Source organism: Caballeronia sp. M1242 (genome assembly GCF_017220215.1).
Classification (GTDB): Bacteria; Pseudomonadota; Gammaproteobacteria; order Burkholderiales; family Burkholderiaceae; genus Caballeronia.
The window spans coordinates 118,098-132,660 of record NZ_CP071131.1; the positions used below are offsets into that span (position 1 = coordinate 118,098).

At 64.3% G+C, this 14,563-nt stretch carries 9 protein-coding genes; 3 read left to right on the forward strand and 6 right to left on the reverse strand.

Features of this window, described 5'->3' with window-relative positions; all coding sequences use genetic code 11:
* Nucleotides 1–17 precede the first annotated feature (17 nt).
* From JYK05_RS20080 to JYK05_RS20095, 4 genes are read right to left on the reverse strand one after another with little or no spacing between them, the layout of a single operon-like run.
* On the reverse strand, nt 18–539 hold the full coding sequence (locus tag JYK05_RS20080; protein WP_175943075.1) for a (2Fe-2S)-binding protein: 522 nt from the start codon (nt 537–539) through the stop codon (nt 18–20).
* On the reverse strand, nt 536–1,369 hold the full coding sequence (locus JYK05_RS20085) for a xanthine dehydrogenase family protein subunit M (protein ID WP_206470278.1): 834 nt from the start codon (nt 1,367–1,369) through the stop codon (nt 536–538). The genes JYK05_RS20080 and JYK05_RS20085 overlap by 4 nt, the downstream gene beginning before the upstream one ends.
* Nucleotides 1,366–3,771, reverse strand: a complete 2,406-nt coding sequence (locus JYK05_RS20090) for a xanthine dehydrogenase family protein molybdopterin-binding subunit (protein WP_206470279.1) — start codon at nt 3,769–3,771, stop codon at nt 1,366–1,368. The genes JYK05_RS20085 and JYK05_RS20090 overlap by 4 nt, the downstream gene beginning before the upstream one ends.
* Before the next feature lie 11 nt (nt 3,772–3,782).
* Nucleotides 3,783–5,045: an amidohydrolase/deacetylase family metallohydrolase gene (locus JYK05_RS20095; RefSeq protein ID WP_206470280.1), complete on the reverse strand. Its 1,263-nt coding sequence runs from the start codon at nt 5,043–5,045 to the stop codon at nt 3,783–3,785.
* A gap of 330 nt (nt 5,046–5,375) precedes the next feature.
* Here JYK05_RS20095 and JYK05_RS20100 point away from each other — a divergent pair, with 330 nt between their 5' ends.
* From JYK05_RS20100 to JYK05_RS20110, 3 genes are all read left to right on the forward strand, one after another.
* Nucleotides 5,376–5,942: a MarR family winged helix-turn-helix transcriptional regulator gene (locus JYK05_RS20100; RefSeq protein ID WP_175943083.1), complete on the forward strand. Its 567-nt coding sequence runs from the start codon at nt 5,376–5,378 to the stop codon at nt 5,940–5,942.
* A gap of 451 nt (nt 5,943–6,393) precedes the next feature.
* Nucleotides 6,394–9,582, forward strand: a complete 3,189-nt coding sequence (locus JYK05_RS20105) for an EAL domain-containing protein (protein WP_206470281.1) — start codon at nt 6,394–6,396, stop codon at nt 9,580–9,582.
* Nucleotides 9,583–10,029: 447 nt separating this feature from the next.
* Nucleotides 10,030–11,601, forward strand: coding sequence for a methyl-accepting chemotaxis protein (locus tag JYK05_RS20110; RefSeq protein WP_206470282.1), 1,572 nt, complete (start codon nt 10,030–10,032; stop codon nt 11,599–11,601).
* A 376-nt stretch (nt 11,602–11,977) separates the two neighbouring features.
* Here the strand turns inward: JYK05_RS20110 and JYK05_RS20115 are convergent, their stop codons facing one another.
* Complete coding sequence (locus tag JYK05_RS20115) at nt 11,978–13,369, reverse strand: MFS transporter (protein WP_241270064.1); 1,392 nt, start codon at nt 13,367–13,369, stop codon at nt 11,978–11,980.
* Between the two features lie 200 nt (nt 13,370–13,569).
* Complete coding sequence (locus JYK05_RS20120) at nt 13,570–14,562, reverse strand: ABC transporter substrate-binding protein (protein WP_206470284.1); 993 nt, start codon at nt 14,560–14,562, stop codon at nt 13,570–13,572.
* Nucleotide 14,563: the final 1 nt, after the last annotated feature.

Sequence of the window (14,563 nt, forward strand, 5' to 3'; positions counted from 1 at the left end):
GGGTTCCGTATCGGTTCTCAGGCGGTCACGGCCGCGACCGCAAGCGGCACCGCTGCGTGGGCGCGACGCGCATCGAGCACGCGGCGGATCGCGCGGACGATGCCCACGTAACCAGTGCACCGGCAGAGGTTGCCGGAGAGTTCGAGGCGCACGCGGGCGTCGTCGGCGTCGGGCAGGCGGGTCACGATGTCGCGCGCCGTCATCAGCATGCCCGGCGTGCAGTAGCCGCATTGCAGCGCGTGCTCGGCGCTGAACGCAGCGCGCAACTCGTTCATGGTGGCGTCGTCGTCGAAGCCTTCGATGGTGCGTACCGTGCTTCCCGCGCACGTGACCGCTGGCGTGATGCACGAACGGGTCGGCATGCCGTCCACCTCGAGCGTGCAGGCGCCGCATACGCCCTGCTCGCAGCCGATGTTGGTGCCGCACAGCATGCGTTGCTCGCGCAGGAAATCGGCGAGGCTCGTGCGCGGCTCGACGCGGTCCGCGACTGGCGCACGGTTGACGATGAGTTCGATCGTCTTGATCATGGGCTCGCTCATGCTTTTCCATCCTGATTGCGAATGCCCGCAGAAGCGCGTACCAGCGCCACGCGATGCACTTCGTGTTCGTAGCTTCCGGCTTCGATGCCCGCTGCTTCGAGATGCGCATCGAAGCACGAGGTCCGTGGATCGGCGTCGGCAAGCAGGTCGCGCGCATCGTCGATTGGATAGGGCGGTGCGTCGATCGCGCCGATCACGGCACGGCACACGCCGCGCGCCGCATCGTCGATGAACACCGCAATCGCTTCGGCGAACTCTCCCGGCTTGCGGTTGAACTTGTAATAGCTCCAGCGCGCCGTCGGCGAAAGACGCGCGAAGCGCACGCCGGTGAGGATTTCATCGGCTTCGAGCGCGGTCGTGAATGCGCCGGCCATCCAGTCCGCGCAGTCGATCACCCGCGCGCCGCCTCGTCCCGCGACGAGATACTGCGCGTCGAGCGCGCACATCGTATTGATCCAGTCGGCGGCGGGATCGGCGTGGGCGAGACTGCCGCCCAGCGTGCCGCGGTTGCGCACCGCGCGATACGCGATGCCGCCCGCCACGTATTCCATCAGGCCGCGCGTGCCGGTCTCGACCTTGCCGTCCTCGATCTCCGCGTGCGTGATGCACGCGCCGAGCGTGACCGTCTCGCCATCGGTGCGGCATGCGCGCAGCGCCTCGATTCCGCGAAGATCGACGAGCATTTCGGGCTGCGCGAGCCGCAGGTTCATCATCGGTCCGAGCGACTGGCTGCCGGACACGAACTTGCCCATGCCGTCGGTCGGTCCGATGAGTGCAATCGCCTCGCCGCAGGCGAGCGGCTTTGCGTAATCGTAGGTCGCGGCTTTCATGCGGGCATTCCTTTCATCGCGTGGGCCTGGCGCTGGCGCTCCCCGGCGATCGCTTCGACGACGAGGCGCGGCGTGATCGGCAACTGGTCGATGCGCACGCCGAGTCCGCGCAGCGCATCGTTGACGGCGTTGGCGATCGCGGCGGGCGGACCGATCGCCCCGCTTTCGCCGATGCCCTTCTGCCCGAACTCCGTGTACGGGGCGGGCGTTTCCATGTGTTCGATGCGAATGGCGGGCACCTCGGTCGCGCCGGGCAGGAGGTAGTCGGCGAGCGTCGAGGCAAGCGGCTGGCCGTCGTCGCTGTACGGCATCGCCTCGTAGAGCGCCGTACCGATGCCCTGCGCCGCGCCGCCGTAGACCTGTCCGTCGACGACCATCGGATTGATGAGCACGCCGCCGTCTTCCACGATCACGTAGTCGAGAATCTCCGTCTGGCCGAGCGCCGGATCGACCGCGACCACCACCGCGTGACACGCGTAGCTGAACGTGCCCGAGTCGCGCTTCGCCTGATAGGACGTCGAGACTTCGAGTCCGCGCGGATCGACATCGGACGGCAAAAGTTGCGGCGCGAGATACCATGTCCGCGCGATGTCCCGCAGGCTGCGCGAGCCTTGCGTGCCGACCACCGCGCCGTTCTCCCAGCGCACCTCGCTCAACGGTTCGCCAAGCAGATGCGCGCCGATCTTCAGGAGCCGCTCCTTCAATTCCTTCGATGCGCGGCCCACCGCGCCGCCCGCCATCACGATCGAGCGCGAGCCCCACGTGCCGGTGGAATACGGCGTCACGCCGGTGTCGCCCAGCACGATGCGCACGCGGTCGGTGTCGATGCCGAGCACTTCGTGCGCGATCTGCGCGAGCGTCGTCTCCATGCTCTGGCCGTGCGAGTGCACGCCGGCGCGCACTTCGAGCACGCCGTCGGGCGTGAGGCGGATCACGGCCGGCTCGTAACCCGGCACCATCGGAATGCCCCAGCCGTGATACACCGACGTGCCGTGCGCGCCCTGCTCGCAGAACACCGACATGCCGAAACCGATGCGCCTGCCGTCAGGCTCGCCCCGGCGCTGTCTTGCGCGCACGGCCGGCAGGTCGATGGCGGCCATCGCACGGCGCACCGCCTCGGGATAGTCGCCGCTGTCGAAGTGCTTCTTCGTGATGTTGTCGTAGGGCATTTCGTGCGGCTCCACGAGATTGCGCAGCCGCACCTCGAAAGGTTCGATGCCCGCTTCGAGCGCGATGCCATCCATGATGGATTCGATTGCATAGCAGACACCCGTGCGCGCCACGCCACGATACGGCAGGATCGGCGGCTTGTTGGTCGCGACCGACCACGTCCGGCACCGGAAACGCTCCATCTTGTACGGCCCGGGCAGAATGCTGCCGACCTGCGCCGCTTCGAGGCACGCCGAGAACGGATAGGACGAGTACGCGCCTGAATCCACATGTGCCTCGCACTCGACCGCGAGCAGGCGCCCGTCGCGATCCGCGTAGCCGGTGATGTCGTAGTCGTGCTCGCGGCAGTTCGCATTTGCCGTGAGCTGCTCGCGGCGATCCTCGATCCAGCGCACCGGCTTTTCGAGTTGCATCGCTAGCCATCCGCAGCACACTTCCTCAGGAAGCAGGATGCCCTTGTAGCCGAAGCCCCCGCCCACGTCCGGCGCGATCACGCGCACTTGTCCTTCGTCGAGGCCGAGACATTCCGCGAGCCCGGTACGCGTGATATGCGGCATCTGCGCGGACGTGTGCACGATCAGTTGCGACAGCCGCCGGTCCCAGTGCGCCACGCAACCGCGGCCTTCCATCGGCGCCATGCTCTGGCGCGCCGTGCGCAGCTTGCGATGCACGCGGATGGGCGCGTCGCGGCGAATGGCATCGAGATCGACGTCGGGGTTCGCATCGACGAACGTTTCTAGGAAGACGTTGTCACCCCAATGTTCGTGCACGAGTGGGGAATCGTCGCGGCGCGCGTCCAGCATGTCGACGACGGCGGGCAGTTCCTCGAAATCGACGAACACCTGCGCGGCGATGTCCTCGGCCTGCGCGCGCGTCGCGGCCACGCACATCGCGATCGTCTCGCCGACCTGCCGCACTTTGGCGCTCGCGAGAACAGGCTGTTCAGAGCATTTGAAGCCCGGAAGGCCCGAATTCGCGACGATAGGCTTCACGCCTTCCATGTCGGCGAGCGTGTAGATCGCGTGTTCGAATTCCTTCGGCTTCTCGATGCCGACGATATGACCGTGCGCAATCGGGCTGCGCACGAAGGCCACATCCACCATGCCGACCATGCGTATATTCGGCACGTATTCGCCGCGCCCGTGCATGAAACGCTCGTCTTCCTTGCGCGTGAGCGATGCACCGATGCCTTGCGGGCGGTTGCTGCCTTGTTTCTGCGGACGTCTGATCATGTGCTTGAACCTCACGCGGCGCGCGCGAGCGGCAGCGTCGGCGAGACCGCGTTGTGGCGCACGCCGTCCCGCAGGCAAAAGAGCGGCGACAACATGCGGTCGGTGATGACCTGTGTGCCTTCGTTGTCCTCCAGCACCCAGCGCCCGCGACGGTCATCCAGCACGCTGATGTCCGCGCCCCGCCCCACTTCGAGCGTGCCGATCTCGTGCTCCATGCCGACCATCTTCGCGGCGTTGCAGGTCGCCATCGCAACGACGTGACCGAGCGGCAGGCCGAGCGCCAGCATGCTTGTCATCGCGCTGACGAGGCTGAACTGGGTGCGGCCGAGAAACGAATGCTCTTCGTCCGGGTGACTGTCGGGCGTGCCGGCGGGGGCGGGCACGTGCGTGTTGTAGCCGTGCATGTCTGCGCCGAGCGTGTCGGGGACGACACCCGCGTCGAGCACGATACGCGCCGTCTTGAAGCTGAAGTGCGAGCCGTGGCCCACGTCGATCTTCAGGCCGCGCGACACCGCTTCGTGCACGAGCGGATGCAGTTGCCCGTTCTCTTCGACGAAGCCGCCGGGATGACGGCTGAACGGATGCGCGAGGATGTCGCCGGGCTTGAGCGTCTCAACCACCTGATTGAAGATACAGTCGGGCTGCACCGGCAGTCCGCCACTCTGCGGCTTCGGCCACAACTGACCGAAATGGATGTACAGGGGCAGATTTGCGCCGCGCCCGATCTGCGCGGCGATCTTCATGACGTCGAGACCCCAGCGCGCAAACCCGCCGATTTCTGCATGCGCCTTGATGCCCTTCACGAGATCCGGATTGGCCTTGATCGACTTGATGGTCGCATCGGCATCGAGACAGTCGGGGCGATACAGGTCCGGATAATAGTGACCTTCGAGCCCCCCGACGAGATAGGCGGAAATGAACGCCAGGACGCGCGTGGCCGAACGCTCCGCCACGTAGTGCCGAAAGCCCGGAATGGTGATGCAACTCGGTCCGCCCTGATCGACGAGCGTCGTGACGCCCGACTGCACGCCGCACTGATCCGCGTTCAGGCCGAAGCGTCCCGTGACGTATTGGTAGACGTGACCGTGGGTATCGATAAGACCGGGCAGCACCAGCTTGCCACTGCAATCGACGACTTCTGCATGCCGCGCCTGTGTCGCGGCGTCGACGCCCATTGCGGCGATGACGCCGTTGTCCACCAGAATGTCGAGTGTGGCGTCGATCTTCTGGGCCGGGTCAATGACGCGCCCCCCTTTGAGCAGTACTTGTGACATGTGCTGTGCGCATCGCGAGTGGAAAGATGCGTGGTGTACCGCAAGTAGTATGCCGGTTTCGCTTCGCCATGCCTCGCAGGCCTCTTTCCTCGTCGTTTCAATGGCTTACGACCTTCGATTACGGGCGATGCGTGCCGTACCACGGATTTTGTCGAAAGCCATCGCACCAAGTCGGACAGTCACGGACGCGCGCCCGCACCACGCCCATGCGCGATGCCTTCTTATGGTGATTCGTAGGTGTACCACGGATTTGCGGCGCGATGCGGTTTGGGCCTAAAATGCGGCATCGGGCGCCCGACGCTCAATCCTTTTTCTGAAAAAGTCGCTGACATGCGAAACATGGCCACCGATCGAATCGACATCAAGAGCGTCCGAGCCGAGCTTGCCGAACGACAGACTCGCTCGCCGCTCTTTGCACGGCCGGGCTTTCTCATTCGTCGCCTGCATCAGATCCATACCTTCCTGTTCGTGCAGGAAACGAGCGAATTCAATATCACGCCAGTGCAGTACAGCTTGCTCACGGCGCTCGAGTCACTCGGCGAGATGGATCAGAACTCGCTCGCTATCGAAGTCGGACTGGAGCGATCCAGCGTCGCGGAAGTGATTCCTCGCCTCAACGCGCGCGGGCTCGTCAGCCGCACGCAGGCGGAGCATGACAAGCGGCTGCGGCTTGTCAGGCTCACGCCCGCTGGCAAACGCCTGGTCAGGAAGATGGCCGCCGCGGTGCAGCGCGCGCACGAGCGCACCATCGAGCATCTGTCGCCCGTCGAGCGTGATTTCTTCATGCTCCAGATGATCCGGCTGGTGGAAGCCAACAACGCGGATAATCTCGTACCCTTCCGGCTGCCCGACAGCCAGTTGCTCGCGCAGGACGAAAGCGAGGCCGACGCCACGTGAACACGACGCCCAGGGGCGCCCCGCCATCGCCCCGGACGCGTCTAATATCCGCTGAGCGACGAAACCTTCGACCTGCATCTCTTGCCCGGCAACCCGTTCGCTGACCGCACAAACATCGTTGTATAGGTTCGCATCGTTTCGTTCGGACTCACTACGATCTCGAAGAAGCGAATCGATCTGCGGTACGGGTTTCGTTGTTTCTTTCTGTCTGCACATTTTGCAGCATGGCGACAACCGACACGCCCTCCGATGACGCGTGCGCACTGTCGACGCGCATCTGCGCACTACTATAGTGAAATTCAATCTAGCGCTAAAGTTCGATAGCGCAGCGCCGTAAATGTCGATATATCCGGCTGGCTTGCATTGAAGCCGGGGCGCCCATCGCACGAACGCACGAGGTCCCGTTGATGCATCGTTCTTTCTCCAGCCGGTACTGCACCGCTCGCAGGCGATGAAGACCAACCACTTCTTCCGGCTGCTGGCCCGCCTCCGCGTGGGCCACAAGTTGCTGCTGATCTATCTGTTGGACTTGAGCGCCGTCATCTATATCAGCGGCATTTTGATCCACGAAAAGTATCTCGCGATTGATTTCTCCAACAGGGAGATCGTCGGCAACGCGTATGTGCGAGTCGTGACGAGCGCGCTGATCGATGTCGCGCTGACGGGCGCTGGTCAGCGCTTGCCCCCCGCCGCATGGCGCGCGACGATCGATCAACTCGCCGCCGCAGATGCGCAATACGGCGAGCCGCTGCAAAGCGCCGCGCTCAACCGCACCTTGCGCGATGCGTTGCAAGCGCTGTCGCTCGACAGGCGACCGGACGCCCCGACGAGCCACGCAGCGCTCGACGCATGCCGCGAACTGATCACGCGTATCGGCAATCAATCGAATCTGATCCTGGATCCCGACCTGGACAGCTACTACACGATGTCACAGTCGATCCTGCGCTATCCCCCGCTGATCGATGCAGTCAACGGCATCGGACGCCACCTGCATGAAGGACGCACCGCGCGCTCGCGTGAAGAGGTTCGCACGCGTTACCTCGTGCTCGAAGGCCAGCTCGACGCCGCAATGCAGGGCCTGCGTTCCGACTTCGCGGAAGCGGCCGCGGCCAATCACGCGCTCGACGCATCGCTCGGGCCGTCGATCTCGCGCATGCGCGCGGCGGTCGATGCCTTTCGTCATGCGGCGCGCGTGGTCGTGGACGGCGACAGTGCCCCAGACGCCGTGACGCTCTCTCTTATCGATACCGCGCAGCAATCGGTCATCGCAAATGCAAGCACGAGCTGGCGCATAACAGGAGCGAACCTCGATCGACTGCTGCGCGCCCGCGTGGAAGGACTGTACTCGAAGATGTGGTTGCATCTGGGCACTGCGCTCTCCTTGCTGTGCGGCATTCTCGCAATGGTGTACTTTGTTGCCCAGCAAATCTCCTCGCCGCTACGCAAGCTGGCGCGTGTGATGGACACTGTGCGGCGCACGGGCGACCACTCGCTGCGCGCTACCTGGCACAGTCAGGACGAGATCGGCCAACTCGTACGCGGCTTCAATGACATGCTCGCGCAGCTCGACCACGAACGCGATGTTCAGAAGGAACTCGCAGCATCGACACGCGCATCTGCCGCGCAATATGCGCTGGTAGAAGCGACGCCCGTGCCGATGGTGGTCACTGCGATTCCCGGCCATGAAGTGCTGCACGCAAACAAGCCTGGCCTTTTCTGGCTCAACGGCTGCGCCACGGACCCCTGGGCTTTCGGGCTCGATTCATCGACACGCGCGCGATTCTTCCAGCAATTGTCCGACCGTGAGGCCATTAATGAATTCGAGGTTCACTGGAAGGCCACCGCGCAGCCGACGTGGGCGATGCTGTCCGCGCGCCGCCTCGATTTTCAGGGGCGCGATGCCATTCTGACCGCCTTCACGCCGATCAACCAGATCAAGCTCATGGAGCAGCGCCTGGAATTGTGGGGCCGCGTGTTCGAGGCGTCCTCGGAAGCGATCGTCATTCTCGACGCTAACGCGCGTCTCGTCACGGCCAATCCGTCCTTCTATCGCGCGACTGGGTATCGTAACGACGATGTCGTCGGCAAGCCGCCGGCGTTCATCGGCCCACAGGAAGACGGGGACGAACGCGCGATGATCGCGCGAATCGTGGATCGCTGCGAACACAGCGGGACCTGGAACGGTGAAGCGCAAGTGCGGCGCCGTCAGGGCAGCAACTATCCCGCGTGGCTCATGGTGAGCACTGTGCGCGACAAAAAGAGCAGCGTGTCGCATTACATCTGCACGCTCATCGACATCACGGACCGCAAGAAGAGCGAAGCGCGCATCCAGTTTCTCGCGGAACACGACGTGCTCACCGAATTGCCTAACCGGGCACTCTTCGGCGCGCGGCTGAAGGCGGCCATCGCTCAAGCGCAGCGCGCCCAGCAACGCGCCGCGGTGTTGTTCATCGATCTCGACCGCTTCAAGAATATCAACGACTCCTTGGGGCACCATGTCGGCGACGGGCTGCTGCGTTCCGTCTCGCGGCGGCTCCTGCAGGGCGTGGGCGCCAACGACACGGTGAGCCGTCTCGGTGGCGACGAATTCACGGTCATTCTCACAGGCGTGAGCAACGCGAGTGACGTGATGCACATCATCGAGCGAAGGCTTGTCACGCTGCTGCGCGAGCCGCATGAGGTCAGCGGCAAGACGCTGCAGGTATCGTGCAGCGTGGGCGTGGCGCTTTATCCCGACGACGGCGTGGACATCGACACGCTCATGCAAAACGCCGATGCCGCGATGTATCAGGCCAAAGCGGAAGGCCGGAATCTCGTGAAGTTTTTCTCGGCGGATATGGCGGAGAACGCACGCTACCGGCTTTCGCTCGATGCAAGCCTGCGCACCGCGACCGAGCGCGGGGAATTGCGTCTGGTGTGGCAGCCGTGTCTGGACGCGCGGACCGGCGCGCTCGCGAGCGTCGAAGGACTCCTGCGATGGCATAGCCCGCTGCTCGGCAACGTGATGCCGTCGCAGTTCATCTCGGTCGCCGAAGAAACCAAGGTCATCATTCCAATCGGTGCGTGGGTGATCGAAGAAGCGTGCCGGCAGCTCGCTGAGTGGCGCGACAGTGCCGGGCTTGCGATCAGTGCATCGGTGAATGTGTCGGCGATTCAGCTGCGCCATCCCGAACTCGTCGGCGTGCTCGAGCGCAGCCTCACGAAGCACGGCGTGCCGCCGCATTGCCTCGAACTCGAAATCACCGAGACCGTGTTGATGGATAGCGCGGAAAGCTACGTGGAGGCGATCGATGCGATTCGCTCGCTCGGCGTGAAACTTTCGCTCGACGACTTCGGCACCGGCTATTCCAGCCTCAGCTATCTGAACCGCTTCGCGCTGGACCGACTGAAGATCGATCGCGCGTTCGTGCACGACATGCTGGATGCGCCCGCCGACCTCGCGATCGTGAAGGCGATCATCGATCTCGGGCACGAACTGAAGCTGCGCGTGGTCGCGGAGGGCGTCGAGAGCGCGCACCAGGCGGATACATTGCGCGGTATCGGATGCGATGAACTGCAGGGCTTTCTGTTATCGAAACCCATGCCGGGCGACGCGTTGCCCGCGTGGTCGGAGGCGCTCACGGCGCGCGAGGAGGCGTGAAGAGACGCGGGTCCCCTCGCGGTGCCGCCGGGACCGGGCGTGGTGCCAGTCTCGGCCGGCTGCGTGCGCTTGCTTACGAGTTGCGCATAGGCCTCCGACGCCGCCGAGTCGTTGCTGGATTCTTCTCAAGTTGATATTTCAGGAGCTTGACCGTGGCCGAGACGGCGGCAATGTTCCAGCTTGATGACGAGTTAGTTGGCGATAAGGAATGCATAATATCGTCGCAACGAATGCAGCAGGCGCCCCTTCCATGTCGTCCCCACATCTTTTGGATCGCGAACATCGAGCGGTTACGCCGCGCGTGCCGGCTTGGCGGGCGTGAGCGCGGGCCGTTGCGGAGTTTTTCGATGAAGCTATCGAACTTACTCACGCAGGCTCCAGTTCTAGTGTCAATTGACGATAACACCAATACATACTCATCGCCGCTCACCTGTTATCGACTCCGCCATGAAACTTAGCCTGAAGATCCCTCTCGCGTTTGCACTCGCGCTCGTGCTAATGTTCGCCGGTGCGCTGTACGGCATCTACGCCTTGAACCGCTCCATCGATACATATCGCACGGCGGTAGCCGACAACGTCGCGAACGAGCGGATGGTGTCCGAGACGCTCGTCACCTTCAAGGTGCAAGTTCAGGAGTGGAAGGACACGCTGCTGCGCGGCAAGGACCCGGCGAAGCTCGACAAATACTGGGCCGCTTTCCAGGCGCGCGAAAGCGCGGTCAACCAACTCGCGGACCAGCTGAAAACGCGTCTTCCGCCGGGCGAAAGCCGCACACTTGTTGAGCGTTTCTCCTCGGCTCATCACGCGATGGGCGAGGGCTATCGCCGAGGCTTCGAGGCGTTCAGAGCCGCGGGCTTCGAAGTTTCGGCGGGCGATGCCGCCGTCGCCGGCGTCGATCGCGAACCGGCCGCGCTGCTCGAAGAGGCCGCGAAGAAGATCGCCGCCGACAGCGCCGATGTCTCCGCGCAGGCCGACCGCGCGGCGCATGACGCCTCGGTGACGAGCATCGGCTTGATGCTCGCCGTGTTGACGCTCGCGCTCGCTGGCGGCTTTCTCTTTAGCCGAACCGTGTCGCGCCCGCTCGCCCGCGCGCTCGGATGCGCACAGGCGGTCGCGGAGGGAGACCTTTCGCTCGACTTCGACGCCCACGGCAAGGACGAAATCGCCGAACTGCTCGGCGCGCTCAAGCACATGCAGACGAGCCTCGCGAATGTCGTCAGCAAGGTGCGCCGCAATGCGGAAGGCGTGGCCACCGCTAGCGCCGAAATCGCATCGGGCAATCTCGATTTGTCCTCGCGCACGGAGGAGCAGGCCGCCTCGCTGCAACAGACGGCGGCCAGCATGGAGGAACTCACCACGACCGTCGGCCAGAACGCGAGTCACGCGGTCGCGGCGTCGTCGCTTGCAGAGGACGCACGGCAGACCGCCACGCGGGGCGGCGAGATGATGAAGCAGGTCATCGCGACCATGGACGGCATCGCGGAAAGCTCGGGCAAGGTGAGCGAGATCATCGCCGTCATCGATGCAATCGCGTTCCAGACCAACATTCTCGCGCTCAACGCCGCGGTCGAAGCGGCGCGTGCCGGCGAGCACGGGCGCGGCTTCGCGGTCGTGGCGTCCGAGGTGCGCTCTCTCGCGCAGCGCAGCGCGTCGGCGGCGAAGGAGATCAAGGCGCTGATAGAACAGTCGACCGGACGCGTCGACGCAGGCTCCAAGCTGGTGTTCGACACCGGCAGCATCATCGCGGGCATCGTCGAATCGGTGCAGCGCGTGACCGGCGTCGTCAGCGAGATTACTGCGGCATCGGAAGAGCAGCGCACCGGCATCGAGCAAGTCAACGTGGCGGTCACGCAAATGGACGAAGTCACGCAGCAGAATGCCGCGCTCGTCGAACAGGCCTCGGCTGCTGCACACGCGCTCGCCGAGCAGGCGAGTTCGCTGCGGGATGCGGTCGCGGTGTTCAAGTTGCGTGGCGATGGCCATTCCGCGATCAATGATGCGACGCCGATGCCCGCGTGATCTCAGCGACGCGCACTACTTGACGCAATATCGCGCCTCACAGTGAAGAGCGTGCGCGCGTCGTCTCGCCGTCGGCAAGCGACGTGAGGACGGCCTGACGCTCGGGTAAGTTGAGAGCGAGGCTCGGGAGGTCCAACAGCAACAGGCGCGATCGGGCGTCGACGGTCGTCTGCACATCCTTCAGCACACTACCTGTCCATGTGAGTGGAATCGCCGTCGCCCGTCTCATGACTGCTTCTGAGCTGGTCCTTCCGGAGGTCGCGTCCTCTCCAGCGCGGACGACCTGCACGGGAAATCGCGCAGACGCTTCATCGTACGCGGGCAGGTGACTGTCCCCTGCGCTTCGAGCTTTCAGAACAGAATCGCCTCACCCGGGTCACCCTCCGGGTGATTCGACCGCCAACCCCTCCTCCGCCATGCGGGCCTCGGCGCGTCGCGAGCGATAACGCGCCAGTGCAAGAATGCTCGCGGCCGCGATAACGAGCGGCGCAGCGACGGCGCCGAAAATGACCTTCGGTCCCCAGTGCGCGGCCAGCATCGCGCCGCCGATCATCGACCCGACGATCGAGCCTATGCGGCCCATGCCGAGTGTCCAGGCCACGCCGGTCGCGCGTGCCGCCGTGCCGTAGTAGCCTGCCGAGAGAATGTTCGTGCCCGTCATCGTGCCGCCCGTGCCCACGCCGGTGACGAAAAGCGCCAGCAATGCCAGAGCCGGCATGCTGGCCAGATGACCGAACGATGCGAGGCTGATCGCGGCGCCGAGAAAGGCGCCGCACAGCACATATTGCGGATTCATGCGGTCCATCAGCAGGCCTAGCAGGATCGCCCCGAGGCTATTGCCGGTGAGATAGAGCGCCGTCATCAGCGACGCGTTATGGAACGAGACTCCGCTCTGCTGAATGAGCGTCGGCAGCCAGTTGCCGAGGAAGTAAATGACGAAGAGCGCCATGAAAGCCGTCGTCCAGAGCCATAGCGTGCCGCCGCCCACGCCCGGCCGCAGCAACTCGCGGATAGGCTGGCCCTGCACGCGGTTCTCTCCGAGCGTGATGGTCAACTGATCGAAAGCGACTTCGGGCGCGATGCTCCGCAGGATCTCGCGCGCCTGCGCTTGCTTGCCGCCCCGTGCGACGAGGTAGCGCGCCGATTCGGGCAGCCAGCGCGCCAGCACGGCGATGACGAGAAGCGGCAGAACGCCGCCCAGGACGAGCATGGATTGCCAGCCGAATGCCGCGATCATGTGCGACGCGACGAGCCCTCCGAGCGCGCCGCCGACCGCTATCCCGCATCCGATGGGCGCGACGAGTGTCGAGCGCAGGCGGTCGGGGCAATATTCCGCCGCGAGCGTGTACGCGTTCGGCATGGCGCCGCCCAAGCCGAGACCGGTCAGGAAGCGCAATGCGATCAGCATGCCGATGGAATTCGCCCACGCCGAGGCGAGGCTGAAGAGCGCGAACACCGCGATCGATGCGATGAGCGTCGGTTTGCGTCCGAAGCGGTCCGCGACGGGGCCGAAGACGAACGATCCGAGCGTCAGCCCGAAGAGCCCAGCACCGAACATCGGGGCGAGCTGCGCGGGCGTGGCGCCGAAATGCGCCTTCAGCGCCGGCGCGATATAGCCGACCACGACGGTGTCGTAGCCGTCGAGCACGAGAATCAGAAAGCAGAGCACGAACGTGACAATCTGGAACCGCGATAATCCGCGCTGATTGATGAGGTCCTGCAGAACGACGCTGCGCGTGTCGTCGTCTGGGTGCGGTGCATGCATCATGTCTCCCGTGCCCGCTTGGGCTCGTTGTAGTTAGCACTGCTGCAAGATTCGCGATGCGTTAGCGGGCATCGCACCCGATGCTCTCGCCCATGCCGCACGCCCGGGCGCTGTCCGTTTCGCGAATCGTGCTTCCTCGCTCATGCATCCAGCCCCACGGCGCACCGAGCGAGGCGGAAAGCAACGACAGGCAACGAGAAGCCTCAAATCTTGAACGTTTCGAGCGTAGCAGGATGGAACAATTCTTCCGGCTCCAGCAGCCGGCTCGACAAGCCTTCTTCGTGATGGCGCTTCAGAAACCGCGACAGCACGTGCCGGTTCGGCTCGAAGCCGTACGGCCAGAAGTCGTGTCCCATCAGCCGGCGCGCATTGCGCAATTGCTCCTCGACGAAAGGCAGCGTGACCTTGGTCGCGGACGTATCGCTCAACTTCGCGAGCGCGATTGCCTTGCTCTTCTCGAAGGCCTTCGCCACCGCGCCGGGCAGCCACGGGTGCTGCTCGGCCAGCGTGCGCCGCACGCCCAGCAGATGCATGATCGGAAAGAGCTTCGTGCGCGAATACCAGTCGGCGGCGGCTTTTTGGGGATCGTCGAAGAGATACTTCACGTTCGGATGACCGTTCGTGAAGCACGACGGCGCGCGAGGCCCGATGAGCGCATCGATTTCGCCGGCCGCGAGCATGCCGGAGATCGTCTGGTTCTCGGGCGCGTTTTCGAGGCGCACGTCGTCGGGCAGCTTGAGACTGATCTTCTCCAGACGGCCTGCTTCCTCATACCCGCCACGAACCCAGGTGACGTCCGACGGCTTCAGTCCGTGATCTTCCTCGAGGAACAAGCGCGCCCAGACGTTGGCGGTCAGTTGATATTCGGGCACGCCGATGCGCTTGCCCTTCAGGTCGGCCGGCGTCTCGATGCCGCGGTCGTTGCGCACGTAGATCGACGTGTGACGGAACGCGCGCGACGGAAAGATCGGCACGCCGATATACGGACTCGTGCCCGCCGCGGTCTTTACGCTGTAGCTGGAGAGCGACAGTTCGCAGATGTCGTAGTCGGCATGGCGGAAGGCGCGGAAGAAAATCTCTTCCGGGTCTTGCAGCATGAAGACAGGTTCGACGCCGTCGATCTGCACTTCGCCGTCGACCAGCGGCCGCATGCGATCGTAGTTGCCCACTGCAATAGAGAGGTTCAGCTTCGCCATA